This is a genomic window from Sandarakinorhabdus sp. (genome assembly GCF_032115815.1).
In the GTDB taxonomy this organism is placed as follows: Bacteria; Pseudomonadota; Alphaproteobacteria; order Sphingomonadales; family Sphingomonadaceae; genus Sandarakinorhabdus.
On record NZ_JAUMBI010000129.1, the window covers coordinates 1 to 18653 of the forward strand.

Below are 18653 nucleotides of genomic sequence, written 5' to 3' on the forward strand. Positions count from 1 at the left end.
GGCGCTGGCACAACTCACCGAACATTTGGCCACCGAAATGAAATCGCCGCCGCCGGTGATGCCGGTGTTCTCCATGGCCGATCGCCGCAAGGGCCTGCACCGCGCGGCACTGGCTGCCCACCCGCAATGGCCGGTGATCCCCTATGCCGCCGCCGTGGAAGCCATGACCGCGACGCGCACGCCATTGCTGGCCGGCCGCAGCAGTCCGGCAGCTACTGCCATCGCCGGCCTGTGGGCCGACGTGGAGCGGCGGCTCACCGCCTAGATATGCCAGCCACAATTCAAGTTTCGTCGCCCCGGGCTTGATCCGGGGCGACGACTGATGGATGGTGGGGGCTCAAACCGTCAGCGACATGCCCCGATAGATGCGGCTGCGGTAACGGCTGTCCTCGGCATCGGGCAGTGGCGCACCGGCCAGCAGCACGGCACGGGCGAAGCGACGCACCTCTTCCTCATGCTCGGCGGCATTCTTCGGCTCTTCTGAGCGCACGCGGCGCGTGAGGTTGATCTGGTTCACCGCCACTTCGTGCACCAGCCGCTCGTTCTCCACCGCTATGGTGGCCGTGAACGCATGCAGCGTCGTCTTGACGAAATTGGCCAGCGCAAAGGCGCCCTTGGCCCCTTCGCCCATCGGCACATCGGGCGAGACCAGCACCAGCTGGCATTCGTCGAACAGCGACACCTTGCGGGCGATGCGGAAATGGTGGGTCAGGTTGTGTTCCACCACATCGGCAAAACCGTCGCCATCCAGCGGGTTGTCAGAACCGAACAACTGATCCGGCAGCGCCTTGAGCGGAGTCGAGACGATGGTGGTGGGATGACCCCACTTGGCCAGCGCCGCGTCCATCGCGGTTTCGATATCGCCGTCGATCACTAGCGAATCAACCCGGTCGGCACCGCTGCCGAGATGGCCCTTGATGGCAGCAGCACCGGCCGCGCTCGCGGTAATCAGCACCACGCGCGCCACGTCGCAATCGAGGAAGCCATGGGCGGCCGCGCCGAGATAATCGGCGAGATGTTCACCCACCAGCCACACGGTCTTGCCGCCCATCTGCGCCAGGCGTTCGGCCTTGGGGCTGCCGAACAATTCGCGTTCGGTGTGGGAGCGTTCCACGTTGAGGCCGCCCGACGGCATGAAGGTTTCACCCGAAACCGCGCGATCGGCGAGGAAGAACACCGTCGCCTGCGCCACTTCGGTTTCCGTCGGCATCTTGCCGAGGTGAAGCTGGGACAGCACGCCGCCACGCACCTTGGCGGCTTCGCGGCCGATCTGGGCGACGGGCAGCCACGGCATGTCGTCCGGCGGCAGGCGCAGCAGCCAATCATTCTCATCGCGGCCTTGCCAATCTGTGCCAATCAGCCAGCCGCCCAGCCGAAGCCGCTTCAGCAGCTTCGCCGCCAGCACCGGCGTGAGAATGTACCGATCCCAGCAGCAGCTTTCATCGCCTTCGCGCGCGCAGGCCAGCGCCAGATCGCGGAGCGGTTGCGGGTTGGACTTGTCGTGGCTCAGCTGCACCGAATCGTTGCGCGACAGGCGGGACAGGATCTGCGCCACCGAACCGCCCGCACGCACCGATTTGATCACGGCGGAATGAACGGAATTCAGCCGCTTGTTCTCCAAGATCAGTCGGCCGCGCCGTTCGAACAGGCCGGGCTTGCCGCCCAGGCCGGCAAGGCGATCGCCATCCACCGGGCCGGGCGCAATGGCATTGATCTGGATTTCCGGGCCGAGATGACGGGCCATGGATTCGACCATGGCGCGCTGGCCGGATTTCGACACGGCATAATCGGTGCGGTTGGGATAGGACACTGCCAGATATTTCTCACCGCCGAAGTAGCTCGAAACATTGAGGACATAGCCCGAGCCCTGCTTGCGCATCATCGGCACAACCATATGCATCAGCGCATAGTTGGAGATCAGATTGGCAAACTGGGTATGGCGGAAATTCTCCACCCCCATGTCCACCGCCATCTCCTCCGCGCCCGAAACACCGGCATTGTTGATCAGATAATCGATGCGGCCAAAGGCGCGCACCGTTTCGTCAACGGCATGCTTCAGCGATTTCATGTCAGCCACGTCGATGCCGGCCAGCGTGCGCACCCGGCGTTCGACGCCGGCAAAACCAATATCCTGCAGTTCGCCGACGATGCGTTCGCGCGCCGCATCCAGTTCGGATTCGCGGCGGGCAACCATCATCACCTTGGCGCCGGCCAGCGCCAGGAGGCGCGCCAGCGCGCCGCCGATGCCAGCCGAACCACCGGTGATCAGCGCGACCTTGCCCAGGTGCAGCCCGGTGATGTTTTCCGCCGTGCCGGCCAGCGCACGGCGGGCGCCGGTGGCCTTGGTGATGCTGGCGGGGATATACAGGTTGATCGGCTCGATCTGGCGGCCGCCCAGCAGCAGGCGGGCGGCATGGCCGGCGGCAAAGTCGCGGTTCTCAGGCTCATTGTTGCCAAAGCGCACGATCTGGTTGCCCCACACCGGACGGGGCGTCTTGCCCTGCGCGGCGGCAACCCGGGCCTCATCGCGCCATACGCGGAGCAATTCCTCGATGGCGGCTCGGCCCACATCAGCCCAACCGTTGCCGGCGCCATCATCCGGGTTGGTGATGAACAGCACGCGCGGATCACCGGGCAGATCTTGGCCCTGCTGCCAATAACGATCGAGCGTGCGCGCCACCGCGATGGCACCTTCCAACTCATCATCAACAAAGCGCTCGACGGCCGCATCGCTGGCTTCGTTCAGCGCACCGGTGAAATAGCCGGGGCCGCGCGTTGGCAGGATGATGGCGCCATCGATGGCCGCCACGTGCGCGGTGAAGCGCGCCAGTTCGGCATCCATCGCCATGTGATCGTGGCGCGGGAAGCGCACGGACTTCACACCGGCAGGCAGCCGATCGGCGGCATCATCCAGCGCCGCTTGGGCATGGAAGCCGAGCAGCACCTTTGAGCCTTGCGCTGCGAACAGCCCGGCCATGGCCAGCGCGTCGTCCAGCTGGTTGCCGGCGCTGATCAGGATGCCGTGGCCATCACCATCGATGGCGCGCAGATCGGGCCGGTGCAGGAATTCGCTCTTTGATTCCAGCGGCACGGCCATGCCGTGGGTGACTTCGAAATCATGGGCGGCAAAGGCCGCGCTCTCATCGGACCCAAGGAATACGCAGGTGTTGGCGATATCGGCCGGCGTGGGGAAGGTCTTGGCCTTCGCCTCGCCATCGACGCTGCGTTCCAGCGCCATGAGGTTGAAGAAGTGATTGGCGGTGCTGCCGGCGTCATCGCCCTTCAACCTGTCCATCGCCGCAAACACGGTGCGGATGCGTTCGGAAGCAATCGGGCCGGGATACAGCTGGTTCACCCGGATGCCGCGCGTGCCAAGCTCGCGCGCAATGCCCTTCGAAAGGATGTTCAGCGCAGCCTTGGGCACCGTGTAGGCGGCACGGCCGAAATAATCGGTGCGGCTGAAGATGGTGGAAACATTGATGATACTTCCACCCTCGCCCATCGCCGAAGCGGCGGCGCGCACCAGATTCCAAGCCACCACCATGATGTTGCGGGCAGCATCGCCCACCGTCTCGCTGTCGGGCGTGCCTTCCAGCTCTTCCGGCAGCAGCGGCAGATCGCCGAGCACCTGCTTCGGCCCGGCTGAGCCGGCATTGTTGACCAGGATATCGATGCGGGCATGGCGGCCGACCACTTCGGCGATGCCGGCGCGCACGGATTCGATGTTGGCGCCATCCATGGTCACGATGCTAGCGGTGCCGCCCACATCGGCAACAGCGGCATCCAACGCGGCTTGCGTGCGAGCGGCATCGCGGCCGCTCATCACCACGGTGGCACCTTCAGCCAGGTAGCGGCGCACGATGCTCCCGCCCAGATTGCCAGCGGCCCCGGTGATCAGCGCCACCTTGCCGGCAAGGCGGCCGGTCGCGCTGCTCTTGGTCTTGGCCATCGCGTTCATTCCCCCTGCCCTTTGTCCGTGCTCAACGACGCCCAGGCTTCGTAGAGTTCATCCTTGCCGCGCAGGCCCATCGCAGGCAGCGCGTGGTTGACGATATAGGTCGCGCCCGTGTGGCGGTTGTCCCACATGCTCTGGTGCGCTTCCGGCAGGCCTTCCCAGGGCACCACCGTCGGTTCGGTCACGTCCAGGATGCTCGCCGCGATCATGTCGTTCATGCGGGTAACTTCGTAGGCGTTGCACAGGTGCGTGCCGCGGATTTCCGCCATCGGCATCACGATACGGCGTTGGCGCGTCCACACCTGCGGCGCATAGAAATTATACCGCTGCCCGGCCATGTCCTCGCAATAGACCACGCGGCCGGTGAACGGCTTCACCAACGCCGTGGTCACGCCCAAGGTATCCTGCCCAGCGCGTTCCAGCACGATATCGGGGTTGCCGCGCGGATTGTCCGGCGATCGCAGCAGCTTGCCAACGGCGTTGCCGAAGGGCTTCAGCGTCTTGTCCTGGAACTGGCGCACGGCCTCGCGGAAATTCTCGATATCCTCGCGGGCCACCGGCAGGCGCGGCATGGTGTCGGGCCAATCAAAATTGGCGCCCTCCCGGCGCTTGATGCCTTCCAGCGACACAACGCCGGCCACCGCATCCTCGAAACCGAGCGACAGGATGAACTCGCGCTGGCCATCGGTGTTGGTGACGACGACGATGCGGCAACCCAGCCCGCGCGCCGCCTCGATCATCTCCAGGCCGGTCTCGTCCGCCAATTGCGTGGTGCCGGGGCCATAGAAGATCAGCACCGCCTCACCGCCACGCGCACCAGCGCGGGCCAGCATGGAGACCGGATCGGAACCGCCCTTCTTGCCCATGAAGCTGAGGTGATAGCCCGACGACGCGCCATAGAAGGCGAGCACGCCGCCATCGCCCAGCAACTGGAAGCTGCGCGGGAAGGCGGTTTCACCGGCATGGGACACGGCATAATCCGCCAGCTTGCCGCCGTTCAGCGCCTTGTGTTCCGCCACCAGCGCCTCGCCAGCCTGTTCCCACACCGCCCAATCGGCCTTGGTGCCATCGGGCACGGAGGTGAACAGCGACTTGAAGCGCGGATCGGTACGATCAAGCGCGCCCACCGCGCCCTTGGATTTCACGAACTCGGCGCGGGCCGGGCTGGAAACCAGGCCCGTCACCTGCAAACCACTGGCCTTGGCCGATTTCAGCGCATCAAGCCCGGTGCCGGTGGCCGACCCTTCAATGAAGATGGTCTTGCCGCCGATGATTTCCAGCGTGGTGTAAAGGCAGCGCCAGATGGTGCCGAGGTTGAGGATGTAGCTGCCGGCCTGTTCCAGCGTCAGATCGCCGGGCACCGGGTGCAACTGCGGCGCCTGCACGGTGAGGAACTGGGCGTGGCTGCCCGATTTCGTTTCATAACCCTGGATCGAAAAATCGGCATACATCGGGTCACGCCCGGCCTGCGGGGAGAGCAGATCGGAGGTGCCGGAATAGACCGCCACCATGTCGCCCACCTTCAGCCGGCCCTGCCCGCGCACTTCACTGCCCAGCGCCGCGACCAGCGCCAGACCGCCGGAACCGGTGAGCTGCACATCTTCCTCATGATTGTCGAACGGGGAAACGGGAATGCCGGTCAAGGCCCAGATATCGTTGAAGTTCACTTCCGAACTGAGCAGATAGACCAGCGCCTCGTTCGGCTCCGGCTGCGGCGTCGGCACGATCAGCTGCTTTTCGTGGGTTTCCGGCGGACCGAACTGCGGCGCGCCGGTATCGGGGCTGCGGGCGATGCCGAAGCCATATTGATGGTGCGGGATCGGGGTGATGCCGGGGAAGAAGGGCGCACCGATGGGCAGCAGTTCACCGGCCGCTTCCAGCCGCTCGGCCTTGGCATCGAACTCGGCTTCGATATGCACGCCGTCGCGGCGCACGGGCAACGGTGGCGCCTTCTTGTCCATGAACAAGCGGATGCCAGTCTTGCCGCCATCGGGATCGACCACGGCTTCGCTGAACAATTCGGCTTCGCGGGCGAGGCCGGCGGCCATGCCTTGGGTCCAGCCGGTGCGGATCGCATCGATGGCGCGCTCCCCGGCCTTGCCGCGGCCGGCCCAATCAAGCTGCTTCAGGATGCGCTGCACGAACGGATCGGCCAGTGCGTGATCCAGATCAACATGGCCTTCATGTTGCCAGGCGCTCTTGGCAGCCTTGCGACGTTCCGCCCAGGCGCGGCCCAGGTGGCTGATATCTCCAAGGCGTACGAACTCCCGCACGGCGGCATGAGCGAGGCTGAGCGCATCATTGGCACCATCGGCGATGGCATCGATGGCGCCCATGTCCAGCGCATCCGCCGCTTCGACGCTGCGTCCACCGAGGATCAGATCGAGCGCGTCCAGCATCCCTTCCGGCCCACGCCGATCGGTGAGCAGACGCGGCAGCCGCTGCGTGCCGCCATAGCCCGGCAGCAGGCGCAGGCGGATTTCCGGTTGGCCGAAACGGGCGTGGCTTTCGGCGACGCGATAATGGCAGGCCAGCGCGAATTCCATACCGCCACCCAGCGCCACGCCCTGGATGGCCGCGACGCAGGGCTTGCCCATCTGTTCGATCTTGCCGAACGCCAATTGGGCGTTGGCCGGCAGCACGCGGGCTTCCTCAACCGTGTGGATTTCTTCCAGGAACTGGCGGATGTCGGCGCCGGCCACGAAGCTGGCCGTGCCGTCACCGGTGAACACGACGGCCGCCACATCATCGCGGCGCGACAGATGCTCGACCACGATCACCAGTTCATCGATGGCGCGTTCGTTTAGCGCGTTCACCGGCGGATTGGTGATGAAAACCGTGGCCACCTTCTTGCCGGGCGCGACCGTGTTGTACTGGATGCGGAAATAGCGATAGCGATCGAAGATATCCTGATCTTCGGACAGGCGCTGCTTGCGCTCCCACGCGCTGATGACGCGCTTGAGCTCGTCCAGGCTCTCCGGGTTCTTCAGCGTGGTGACGTCGCCAATCGGCGTGCCTTCCACCAGCGCGCGCACCATGCGGCGCATGTACTTGCCACTGCGGGTTTCCGGGAACTGGCTCACCACCAGGAAATCGCCCGGCACCGCCACCGCGCCCTTTTCGGTGCGAACAAGATCGGAAAGCCGGCGTTCGTCATCACGGGTGATGATCTGGCCCGGCGCGGGCGTGATGAAGGCCAGCGGAGTCAGCCCCTTCTCACGGTGCGGCGCGCCGACCACGAGCACGTTGCCAACCGGGCTTTCCGGGTTCAGCGCCTTGTCACGCAGGATGGCACCTTCGATTTCCTCAGTGCCCATGCGGTGACCGGACACGTTGATCACGTCATCCGAACGGCCATGCAGCGAGAAGCCGTCGTCATCGCCCTGCACGGCGAAATCGCCCTGGGTATAGGCCCACACGCCCTGCCAGCGGCTCCAGTAACCATCGCGCCAGCGGCCGGCATCGCCCGCCCAGCCGGGGGCGACGGCGCCATTCTCAACGCGGAAATTCTCGCTGTCGCCCCAGACGGTGCGGGCGAGATAGGGATAGGGCGCGGCGATGATGATTTCGCCCTTTTCGCCGCGGCCGGCCTTGCGCCAGGTGACGCCATCACTGCCGTCACGGGTCAGCAGCACACGGGCCTGCTTGTCGCCGGTTTCGTCTTCCACCCACACATCGCCGACGATCCACGGCAGCGGGAAGGTGCGCGCATCGGCCGCCAGCGGGAAATCGCCGTTGCCATAGAAATGCGTCCAGGCGATGCCGCCATGCTCGGTCGCCCAATAGCTGTTGATGTACTGCGGCGTGATATTCTCCATGCCGAAGGCCTGCACCGGCGGCGAGCAGGGCTCGGCGCAGAAGGTCGCGACACGCAGACCCGACAGGTCGTAGGCTTGGATGTCCTTAAGATTCTGCGGATCGGTCATCACCGCCTTCAGGAAGGTGACACCGGCCTTGAAGATGGTGACATTGTGGTTCTCGATCATCGCCGCGAACCGGCCCGCATGCGGAAACACCGGTGAACCTTCGGCCAGAACGGTGGTGACGCGGGACAGCAGCGCGGCGGCGATCATGTAGCTCTGGCCGGTGATCCAGCCCGGATCGGCGACGACGAAGATGGTGTCACCGGGGCGGGCGTCGAAGGCCACTTTCATGGTCTCCATGATGCCGCTGGCATAGCCACCGTGGACATGGACGACACCCTTGGGCTTGCCGGTGGAACCCGAGGTGTAGATGAAGAACAGCGGATATTCGGCATCAACCGGCAGCGGCTTCGACGCCTTCCACAGCGCGGCGACAAACGCCTGATCGTCGAGCGCGTGCAGAGCGGCTTCGTCAGGCAGGCCAGCGGCAGCAAGGATGTCGGCCAGCGCAGTGTTGGTGAGATCGTGGCCCCAAACGTCGCGGTCGCGCCAGACGATGTCGGGCACATGGGCATGGTTGGCCACAATCACCGCATCAACACGCGGCGGGGTGCTGACCAGCGTTTCCGCGATGGCGATGCGGATGCGGGCAGACTGCGCGGCATCAACCAGGCCTTCCTTGCCCAGTTCGGCCAGCGCCCGGCCCAGGCCGCGCATGACGTCACCGCGTTCAACGGTGACTTCGCCCTTCAGCGCTGCCGTGACGATGCTGGCCATGGCAGTGCGGGTCGGGTCGGACAGGCCAAGATCGGCCCCGCGCAAGCGTTCCTCAAGCATCCGCAGCGCGACATTGACCGGCACATAATTGTCCAGCGCCGGATCGGTATAGGCGGTCTTGAACGGCACGATCTGGGCGTTGCGGTAGCCGCCGTCAGCGGTGATGACGATGCGGGCGCCGGCATCATGGATGCGGTCAGACAATGTCTTGTCCGAAAAACCACCGAACACCGGCGTGTAGATCACGCCAATGCGCTTGGCCGCTTCAGTCCAATATAGTTGGGCCGGCACGTTGGGCATGTTGAGCGCGATGCGATCGCCGGCCTTGAGGCCGAGCTTCTGCAGAGCGACGGCGCATTTGGCGGCTTCGAGCAGCAACTGGCGGCGCGAAACGGTGACGCAATCGACCGGAGCGCCGCGGCCGTTGTTGGCGGCGAGATCCCAGCGGTCGCCCTCGAATATGAAGGCGGCTTCGGCGCCATGGCCGGAGAGCACGTGGCGATCGAGCTCGTTGAAAGCGGCATTGGTGCGGCCACCTTCAAACCAGCGGAAGTTGGGCGCATCATCGGCATTGAAGGCGCGGGTCCAGGGCGCGAAATCTTCGCCCAGATCGGCGCTCACCGGCGCTGCGGTTTCAGCATCCCAGCCCGTCCAATGGCCGTCAGCCCCGCGGCTCAGCCAAGCCGGGCGGCCGACGACATCAACCAGCCAATGCAGATTACGGGCGGCGATATCGCCATGAAAGGCACCAGGATCAGCCAGCACGGCAGCACGCATCGCATCCCAATCGGCGCGGGTGCGCACCGGATTGACGCCGGGGGTCGGAATCAGTGCGCGCGTGGCGGCGACGGGATCATTCATACTCGTTCTGCCCAACTGATGCTGCGGGCACGACGTGAGCGCCAACAGACAGGAAACTTTGGTAAGGCAGCCGTTAGAGCAAGATTATGTCTGCGCCTAGATAGCAACGGTAATAATCGAACACATGCGACATTCTGCCATTCCCCCTATCGACAGGTCAGCGGCAGGATGTGCAGTGTCGGCGATGAGTGGTGAATTTCGCCCACTCAGAACGCGTTTTTGGGGAGCAGCACCGCACCAACGGTGCGCACCAAGATGTAGAGATCGAGCCAGATCGACCAGTTCTCGATGTAATAAAGGTCGTGTTCAAAGCGCTTGATGAGCTTCTCTTCGGTATCGGTTTCGCCGCGCCAACCGCACACCTGCGCCCAGCCGGTGATACCGGGCTTCACCTTGTGGCGGGCGGCATAGCTTTGCACGACATCGGAAAACAACCGGCCACCGGCGCGGGTAGAGGCGGCGTGCGGGCGCGGGCCAACAAGCGACATATCGCCGGACAACACGTTGAAAAGCTGGGGTAACTCATCGATACTGGTACGGCGGAGGAAACGTCCAACCCGGGTGATGCGCGGATCATCGCGGCTGGCTTGGGTGATGTTCTTGTACTCCAACCGCTCGTGATACATCGTGCGGAACTTGAAGCAGTGGAAGCTGCGATTGTTGAAGCCTTCCCGTGGCTGGCGGAACAGGATCGGTCCGGGCGAATCCAGCCGGATGGCCAAAGCTGCCAGTGCCATGATCGGGGAGACGACAAGCAGGATCATTGTCGTCAACAGCTTGTCTTCAATGGCCTTTACGATGGCTGACAGGCCGGAAATCGGCCGGTCGAACAGGGTCATCACCGGCACGTCACCCAGGATCACCACGGGGCGGCGCGCGAAGGTGAAGCTGACCAGATCAGGCGCCAGCCGCACCTTGACCGGGGTAAGCACCAAGCGCGCCATTACATCCTGCAGGCGGCGCTCGGCGGCCCACGGCAATGCGACCACCACCTGATCGATCAGGCCTTCGCGGATCATGCCAATCAACGTGGTGAGATTGCCTAGCACAGGCACGCCAGCGGCTTCGGTTGGCAAGCGATCGGGTCGGCGATCATCGAAGATGCCAACCAGCGTGATTGTTAGGCGATCATGCGCCTGCACATATTCGGCAAAGCGCACCCCTTGCGGGCCGGCGCCAAAGATTGCCACGCGTTCGTTGAAGGTACCCCGCTTCTTGAGGCGGCGCACCCACATGGTGGTGACTATACGTGTAAGAAGCAAGGCCGTGCCGCCCGCCACGAACCAGCTGATCGCCCAGGCCCTCGACACTTGTTCGGAGGATTTCAGCAGAAAGCCGATGGTGATCAGGAACAGCGCAGCCATCGCCCACGCAAGCAGCACCCGCCGCCAGCCCAATCGCAGGCTGAACTGCGCTTCGATATCATAGCTGCCAAGGCTTTCGGCCAACACGGCAAAGGCCAGACTGGCGATCAGTGTCACCCGCGTGTAGATCTCGAGATTGCTGCCCAGATCGGTCGGGCTGGCATCCACAAGCCACAGGCCGGCAAGACCCACCGCCAGGAATTCCAGCAAACGCACGATCAGGATGGCAAAGCCCAAAGGCATGCCGGGCCCGCCGGGGCTGGAAGCAGTGGCCGGGGCAGCAGTAGTCGGCGCGATTGGGTGGTGGCTGTTCACGACACAGCGTCCAATCGCAGCGGCGCGCAAAAACCAGCATGGACTGCAAATAGTCTGGCCAGCCGCAGCTTAATTGCTATAAAGGCAGCAGTTAGGGAGTTGGTTGGATGGAAACGCCATACGATTGGTTGACGGTAATGACGTTTGCCGGCCTGATCGTGCTGTTCCTTCAGCGCAGTCAGGGCGAACCTCGTGACCATCTGTGGCAATATCTTGTTGCTGCCGTCGGGTGTGCCGTGACCAATTACATCGGCAATGAAGCGATGAAGTCGGGCGAAATGCTGATGCATGCTGGCGCCGTGGCGCTGTTCATTGCAACCATTGGTTTTATCTGGCGCGTCTTGCAGCCCTTCAATCAGGGCTGATTCCGCCTTCATGCCAGCCGGGCCGCAAGCGGCCGCCCCACCAGCGCCGGCAAATCCCCCGACGGCACCGCCTTCAACAGCTCGCGCGCGAATTCCGCCAGTTGTTCCCGCACACCGGGTTCGGGCGGCACAGCGCAGCTCATCCGCACCAAAATACCATCGGCCACATAGCCGGCCCATTGTTGCTTGAGCTTGGCAACGCGCTGTTCCGTACCGTTGGTCGGAAGGTCATCCCCCACGCGCGTCCAATAGGTGATAGTTTCGATCCGGCGATCCGATTCCGCCACCAACTCGCGGATCGGCAGTTCTACCCCTGCGGCCAGCGGCAACCGAGCCGGAGTGGTGCCCGACACCTGGAAACCAACAGCCGTATAGCAAACCTCAGGCCGATGCAGTTGCAGCAGATCGTTCTGCACCGGGCCATAGGCCATTACCAGGATCACAGGCAGCCGGGTTTCAGACACATAGACCCGGCTGAGAACATCGCCATACAGCTTGGCCGAAAGTGTACCTTCGGTGCGTGGCATGACGATGCCAGGGGTGGGTACATAGGTCCAGCCGCCCAGCTTTTTCGGTACGATGGCTTCCAGCTCATGCCCCTTGGGCATCAGCACAAGCCGGCCACGCGGCACCAGCGCGGCCGCACCGACAGCCCCGGACAACAACGCGCCACCCAACATCACATCACGACGATTGATCCCGCTCATGCGGCCTTGCTTTCGAGGCTGCGGCGGATCGGCGTGAGCGCCCAGTCTAGCGCGAAGATGAACAGCAACGCCGACACGAAGGTGACCATGCCTGCAAAATTGTGCAGATAACCCTGTGCCATGGCATTGCCCAGGTGATAGGTGATCAGAACCAGCGCCGCGACCCGCACAATGTTGGCTGCAATCGCGATCGGGATCACCATCGCCAGCAGCAGCAGCGAATAGAGCGGGTTGGAACCCCGGATCAGATAGACATAAAACAGACCAATGGCCGTAAGGCTGATCAGCGAATTCAGGCCGGAACAGGCATCTTCCACCAGCAACTGGTAGGAGCCGATGTAGAGCGTGACACCCATGCGGCCGACCGGATAGCCCACCGCTGCCAGCCCGCCAGTGACCAATTCGGACACGAACTCCTTGAGCGGCAGGGTGATGGTATCGAGGAACCAACCCGGGATGGGCACCACAAACCCGAGATAGACGATCGGGAACCACAGCATGGCGGTGACCTTGAGCCCCCAATATTGATGGGCAACCGCCACAATGGCCAGCAGCAGCGCGGCGGCTTCGACACTTATGAATTCAAATGCGCGGCCAGCCACATAGAGCGGAATGGCGACAGCAAAAGCAGCTGCCGTAAGCAGGGGATTGCCTTCCTGACGGGTCGCCAGGATCTCGTCCTGCCGACGCCACACCAGCCACAGGCCGGTAACCAGCACGATGATGCCGTGCACGCCCGACTCTTCCTGCCAAGGCCCCTGCGCCAGCGCGAGCAGCGTCGGCAGCGCCATTGCGGCCAAGCCCCATTGGCCAATGCGCCACGACCAGCCGCCGCCAATCGGTGGCCGGCGGCGGCGCTGGCGGTGCAATGCCCCCCGGGTCCGGCATCAGAATTCGTTCAGCACCGCGCCGACGACCGCGCAGCGGGCAGCAGCCAGCTGCTCGGTCAGGGTGTTGATGTCCTTGTAGAAGCTGTGATTGGCGCGGCCCACAACCAGGGCATAGGCAGCACCGGCCCCCACGTTCAGCGCATCGGCGCTGGTGTTGGCCGCCGGCGTATCGAAGATCACGAGATCATACTCGCGCAGCAGCGTGTTGACACCGTCGCGGAAACGGTTGCCCGATAGCAGTTCCTGCGGCCGGCTGGTCGGCGGGCCCGCAGTAATCAATGCCAGGCCGGGCAGCACATTGGCATTGACCACACGTTCAGGACGGGCAACCTGCAACGACAGAAAGCTGGACAGGCCCGGCGCATTGGGATCCAGGCCGAAGATCTGATCCTGGCGTGGAGAGCGCATGTTGGCATCGACCAGCAGGATCTTGAAACCCACCTGGCTCAACGCCACCGCCAGATTGGCCGCGACCCACGAACAACCATGACCATCAGCCGTGGCTACCACGGCAAGGCCGCGTCGGCCGTTCTTAATATGCTGGGCGATCACCGACGTACGGAGCATGCGGATTGATTCCGCTCGCACCGAACCGGGATCAGACAGCACCACCAGCTCGTCCGAAACCGGACGGCGGGCAATATTCTGCAGCGCCAGGCTGTTGATCAGCTGTTCGCGGGCGCGATCCAGATCGTCGGTGGTGATGAAGCCCAGCTCCAGCGCCGCCTGATCGAAATCCAAGCCACGCTCGGCGGCATGCGCCTGCACCTTGGCCACCTGATCCTGTGACAGATAGCCCAAGCGGGTGAGCACATCACGGATCGGTGCATCATAGCGTTCGTTGCCATCGGTGCTGCCAGTCACTTGGCTGGCGGCGGCGCCGTCGGTTTCAGCCTCGCTGGTGCCGATGTCGGTTTCGATATTGTCCATGATGTCGCTACTCATTCGGCTGGCTGCATGCCCGACGCGGTGGAATTGCCACGCGCCAGGATGCGCTTGATGATCTGGTGCCATTCCGGCTTGCGGCGTTCGGCGATGACGGCAAACACAGGTACCCGGGCAGCATAGCCAAGGTCTTCGGCGCCGCGGACCCGGCGGTTCACCAATTCGACGAACAGACCCAGGACTATGCCCAACGAGAGCCCGGCACCGATCGCCAGACCAATGATCAGCGGCCAGTTCGGGAAGGACGGATCGGCCGAAACCGTGGCATCGCCCAGCACAACCAGGCCAGCATCGGCAACATTCGATTCGAGCTGCAAATCGGCAGTGCGCTTTGCAGCCTGCTCGTACTGGCCGCGCCGCAGGACAGCTTCGCTGACCAGCTGGTTCAATTGGTCCAGCTTCTCCTTCATCGAGAAGACCTTGGCGCGCTGCGCTTCATAGGCAGCCTCGATCTGGGCAACACTGCTGCGCGATGCACCAAGCTGGGCGGCGCCGGCCTGGCGGGCGGAAGCCTGTTCGCGGCCCAGCTGGCGTTCCAACTGCTGCCGGCGCGACAGCATGGCGATATACGTCGGATGTTGCACGCCCAACCGTTCCGACGCCATTTCGATCTGATCGTTCAGCGTCGCCAGCTGCACCTTGAGCGTATCGACCACGCTCGAGGTGGTGGACTGCTTGACGGCTTCGAACTGCTGCATGCTTTCGTTGCTGCGCGCCGCGGTGAGCGCGGCTTGCAGGCTGGCCAGCTTCACAGTTTCGGCTTCGCCGCCAGAAGTCATCACGATGCCGTTTTCCTGCTCGAACTTCGTCTTGGCAGATTCGGCGGCTTCGAGCGCCTTAAGGGCGCGATTGGCCTGTTCGCGATACCATTCGGCCGTCCGGCCAGCACTATCGGTCCGGAATTTAAGGCTGTTTTCGATATAGGCCTCTCGCAAGGCATTGGCTGTGCGCCGCGCCACTTCGGGATTGCTGGCCTCATAATTGATGGCAAGGATGTTCGAATTCTCGATAAGGTCGACTCGGGTGCTGGCGATGATCCGATCGGCAACCCAGCGGCGGAAATCGCCATTGCCCCCGGTGGCCGATTGCCACTGCGCCAACAGATCAGCGTTGCTGGTCAGACCCAGCTTGTCCACTGCTTCCCCTGCAATACGGTAATCCTTGATCAGTTCCATCTGCGTGCGCGTGAAGCTGCGCAGACCGAGCGCATTCATCATGGTGCCTGTCACCGGATCGGGCTTGAAATTGTCCATCAGCACGCGGGCCGTGGCCGGGTAGCGGGCCGGCAGGATCTTGCCCACCGCTCCAGCCACGATCAGGGACAGGATCATGCAGCCGAAGACGATCCATCGCCGGGCCACCAGAATACGCAGAAGCTGAATGATGCTCATCGTTTCATGCCAGTTTGCCTGGCCCCTTTCCCATTACCCACCGCAAGGAACTCCCGATCCGATCATGCCCTGATCAGAAGAGGCGCTCCTTGATGATGATCACATCGCCGTTCTGTACCTTCATGGACGGATCGGCATCGATTTCCTTGCCATTGGCGCGCACCAGGCCAACCTTATCGGCCTTGCCCGAAGGCGAGACGCCGCCCGAAAGCGCGATCGCCTGGCGGATGGTCATGCCCGGCAGGATGCCCTTCATGCCCGGCGCATTGATCTGCCCATAGATGAAAAAGGTTTCCGCCGGCGGCACGAACAACGTGTCACCCGGCACGAGCAGCGGATCGGAATTGGCTTCACCGCGGACCAGTTGTTCCACATCAAGCTTTCGCTCCGGCTGACCTTGACGGCGCAGATAGACAAAGGTGGCGCCATCGTTACGCACCCAACCGGCCTTCAGCAGCGCTTCCAGTGCGTGATAGGGGCGATCCAACGGGACGATCCCGGGCGCTGTCACTGCACCGGCAATATTCACCGAACGCGAGATGTAGCTGCCCACTTCAATGTTGACGAGCGGCTCCTTCAGATAACCGCCGGCCACCAACTTGTCGGTGATTGTTTTGGCCAGCGTGATATTGGTCTCGCCGCTGGCCTTAACGATGCCGATCAGCGGCATCACGATCGTGCCATCGGCCTTGACGCGCGTGGTAACGTTGAACTCGCTCTGGCCATAGACGATCACTTGCACACTGTCGTCGGGGCCAAGCACATAGCCCTTGTAATCAATGGTTTGCGCTACGGCGGCGCCGGACAACAGCACCGAGATCTGGGCTGCCTGTATCAGACGTGTCATCATCTTCAATTTCTTCCCAACTGATAGCCAAGGGACAGGCCAACGCCTGTCGAATTGAAATTCAGCACAGCCGGATTCGCCCGGCGCCGGTTGTGAGCGACATCGACGGAAAAGCGTAAGCGTTGCCCGAGCCGCCCACCAAACTGGGCGAAGATACGGGTGAAATCATCCGATTGACGCCGGAACTGATCCAGCTGTGACACGAAAGCGCCGCGGAACTGGCTGTTGCGCAGGTTCACCCCGGTAGACAATGTGTAGCGCGAACCCAGCCGGTAATCGATCTGAGCCGCCCAGAACGTCGAGATCACGAACTGCGCGCCAACAACACCATTGGCACTGGTGTTGCGCCCGGCGGTGAACCCCAGGTTCAGGCGCGGCGAAAAAGCGACATCAATGGCGGCATCATAGCCGGCCCCCTTGAAGCCGGGACGATCAACAAGCTGCGGCACGCCATCAACGAAGATGACATTCACCGTCGTGCTGGGCTGGGTATCAAGATAGGATACGCCGGCGGACACATTGATCTTGGAACCGAACCGCCGCGAATAACCCAGCCGCACGCTGCGCTGGTCGAGACCGTCTTCCATAAAGCCTTCAGGCGTCAGCACCTGACGTCCCGGCATGGTCGAATCCGAAATCGAACCGCCCAGGTTGAACTGACCCAGCGTGGGATTGCCGAACCCGATGCCGGCCGAGTAGCTCCAGCGCTGCTGATTGAAGGCTGATGTCGTTGGGCCCGCAATATTCTGGCTCACCGTCGAATCCGAACGCAGCACCGAACCATTGACGCTCAGCGCCCCGCCCAGCCGGCATTGCGCGGCAAAGCCTGCGGTTGCCGATTCCACGCTGAAACCGCCGAACTGGGATACGTCGCTCAGAAAGCTGAGGCCACGCCGCCACGAACCGCCCACCTCTCCCGTGCAGCGGGACAAGTTGAAATCAAGGCCGCCACCCACCATCAGACGTTCCGATGCGGCCACCCGGGTGTTGCCGTAAATGATGTCACGACCGTAATTGCCCTGCACGAACAGGCCGCCTCGCCCAAGGCCCAACCCGTAACCGCCCGTCACCAACGGGCGAACCCGAACCCCGTCGTCCTTCACCGCCTGGCGCAGGAGATTGTCTTCATAACGGGTGGAAATCGACGCCCCCAACTGCAGGCCGCGGCTGTAACCATTCAGGCCCGGCACCGCCGATGGCGCACGCAGCGGATCATCATCATTGTCACCACCCGCATTGCCGGTCTGGGCATTTGGATTGATCTGGGCGGTTGCCGGTGCCGCCAGTGACGTGATCAACGCCAGCAATGCCAGCGTAGGCAACAAGGGCCGCTGCCGCATCTGGTCGTCAGTCCCGTTCCAACCTGCACCATTCATCGTGATCAAATCCCCCGCCACGGCAGCTTGCCGCAAAATCAATACAACCCTGTTACGACAGTACACCAGAAACCCTAACAGCCGGTTTGCTACACGCGTCCGCTACTTGCGGCAACCTTCTCACCCGATTTCGCAGCAGTTTTCGGGCGGATTGTCCCGTTCGGGCCACAATTCCCCCTCGCTTCAGGGGCCGCTTCGTGGCACATCGGCAGCAAGCGATGCCGCGTCGCTGCCGTTATGGCGGTGCAGGGAACAGCCTGCAGCCAGCGCGGTTCGGGCGGCACGGTTCTGGCGGGCGCTGCTGCCGCAAGCCGGTTCCGGCCATGATTTTTCGGGGTGTGTATGATTTGGAAACGCAAGCTTCGTGATGAAACAGCCGATCTGATTGGCGGTGATCAAGCCGATTCCGAACTGTCAGTTGCCCTGCCGGACAGTCAGGCCGCGCCGGCAACAATTGTAACCGACAGCACCCCGGGCGCCAGCGGCGAAGTGTGGCGACGCGCTGCGGCCGAGCCGGGTCCGATGCTGCCGCGTTTCATGGCCAGCGCATCTGACGACGTCGAGACCGATCTGGCCAATGAGTCAGCCCGCCGTCGTCTTGCCCTGCGTGATGCGCTCGGCGCGTCGCAGCCGGTGATCGCCCGCGAATCCTTTGCCGGCCGCCGCGAAGCAATGTCCGCCCTGATCAATGCTGTCGAGGAACAACGAGTCCACGTGGTGATCTATGGCGAACGCGGAATCGGCAAGACCAGCTTGGCCCATGTGTTTGCCGAAACCGCCCGGGAAGCCCGCTATCTCGTCATCTATGGCAGTTGCGGTACCGCAGCCAATTTCTCGGATATGTTCCGTTCTGTGTGCTCCCGCATTCCGCGCATCTATCACAACTCGGTGCTGCCCAACTCGACCGAAGCCGAAAAGGGCGACACATTCGAGGTGATGCTGCCTGAGGGCCAGTATGGCGCCCGTGAGCTGGCTGACGTGATGGCCGGTGTGGTTG

The 18653-nt window shown here is 63.2% G+C and carries 11 protein-coding genes and 1 pseudogene; 3 read left to right on the forward strand and 9 right to left on the reverse strand.

Translation table 11 applies throughout. The features are described 5' to 3' along the window. A pseudogene (locus RT662_RS07740) lies at window positions 1–265 on the forward strand (ParA family protein); the annotation flags it as partial. Between the two features lie 72 nt (window positions 266–337). On the opposite strand, the gene RT662_RS07745 reads toward RT662_RS07740, so the two are convergent. The 3 genes from RT662_RS07745 to RT662_RS07755 all read right to left on the reverse strand — a co-directional run bounded on the left by RT662_RS07745 (window position 338) and on the right by RT662_RS07755 (window position 11063). Further along, window positions 338–3949 (reverse strand): SDR family oxidoreductase, encoded by a 3612-nt coding sequence (locus RT662_RS07745; RefSeq protein ID WP_313670135.1) that lies wholly within the window; start codon window positions 3947–3949, stop codon window positions 338–340. Window positions 3950–3954: 5 nt separating this feature from the next. Further along, window positions 3955–9456, reverse strand: a complete 5502-nt coding sequence (locus RT662_RS07750; RefSeq protein ID WP_313670136.1) for an AMP-binding protein — start codon at window positions 9454–9456, stop codon at window positions 3955–3957. Window positions 9457–9662: 206 nt separating this feature from the next. Then, window positions 9663–11063: an undecaprenyl-phosphate glucose phosphotransferase gene (locus RT662_RS07755; protein ID WP_313670137.1), complete on the reverse strand. Its 1401-nt coding sequence runs from the start codon at window positions 11061–11063 to the stop codon at window positions 9663–9665. Between the two features lie 179 nt (window positions 11064–11242). Between RT662_RS07755 and RT662_RS07760 the strand changes: the two genes are divergently transcribed. Further along, window positions 11243–11500 (forward strand): XrtV sorting system accessory protein, encoded by a 258-nt coding sequence (locus RT662_RS07760; RefSeq protein WP_313670138.1) that lies wholly within the window; start codon window positions 11243–11245, stop codon window positions 11498–11500. Window positions 11501–11508: 8 nt separating this feature from the next. Here the strand turns inward: RT662_RS07760 and epsI are convergent, their stop codons facing one another. From epsI to RT662_RS07790, 6 genes are all read right to left on the reverse strand, one after another. Further along, on the reverse strand, window positions 11509–12207 hold the full coding sequence (gene epsI / locus RT662_RS07765; RefSeq protein WP_313670139.1) for an exosortase-associated protein EpsI, V-type: 699 nt from the start codon (window positions 12205–12207) through the stop codon (window positions 11509–11511). Then, window positions 12204–13007 carry an exosortase V gene (gene xrtV / locus RT662_RS07770; RefSeq protein WP_313670140.1) on the reverse strand — a complete coding sequence of 268 codons (804 nt, stop codon included), beginning with the start codon at window positions 13005–13007 and terminating at the stop codon, window positions 12204–12206. Before xrtV ends, epsI begins: the two co-directional genes overlap by 4 nt. A gap of 87 nt (window positions 13008–13094) precedes the next feature. Beyond that, entirely contained in the window at window positions 13095–14042 is a 948-nt protein-coding gene (locus RT662_RS07775; protein ID WP_313670141.1) for a hypothetical protein, read from the reverse strand. After that, entirely contained in the window at window positions 14039–15433 is a 1395-nt protein-coding gene (locus tag RT662_RS07780) for a Wzz/FepE/Etk N-terminal domain-containing protein (protein WP_313670142.1), read from the reverse strand. The genes RT662_RS07775 and RT662_RS07780 overlap by 4 nt, the downstream gene beginning before the upstream one ends. Window positions 15434–15506: 73 nt before the next feature. Continuing rightward, window positions 15507–16280 carry a polysaccharide biosynthesis/export family protein gene (locus RT662_RS07785; protein WP_313670143.1) on the reverse strand — a complete coding sequence of 258 codons (774 nt, stop codon included), beginning with the start codon at window positions 16278–16280 and terminating at the stop codon, window positions 15507–15509. Between the two features lie 5 nt (window positions 16281–16285). Then, complete coding sequence (locus RT662_RS07790; protein ID WP_313670144.1) at window positions 16286–17656, reverse strand: hypothetical protein; 1371 nt, start codon at window positions 17654–17656, stop codon at window positions 16286–16288. 522 nt (window positions 17657–18178) lie between these two features. Between RT662_RS07790 and RT662_RS07795 the strand changes: the two genes are divergently transcribed. After that, window positions 18179–18653: ATP-binding protein (locus RT662_RS07795; RefSeq protein WP_313670145.1), on the forward strand; the 475-nt coding region annotated here is incomplete at its 3' end.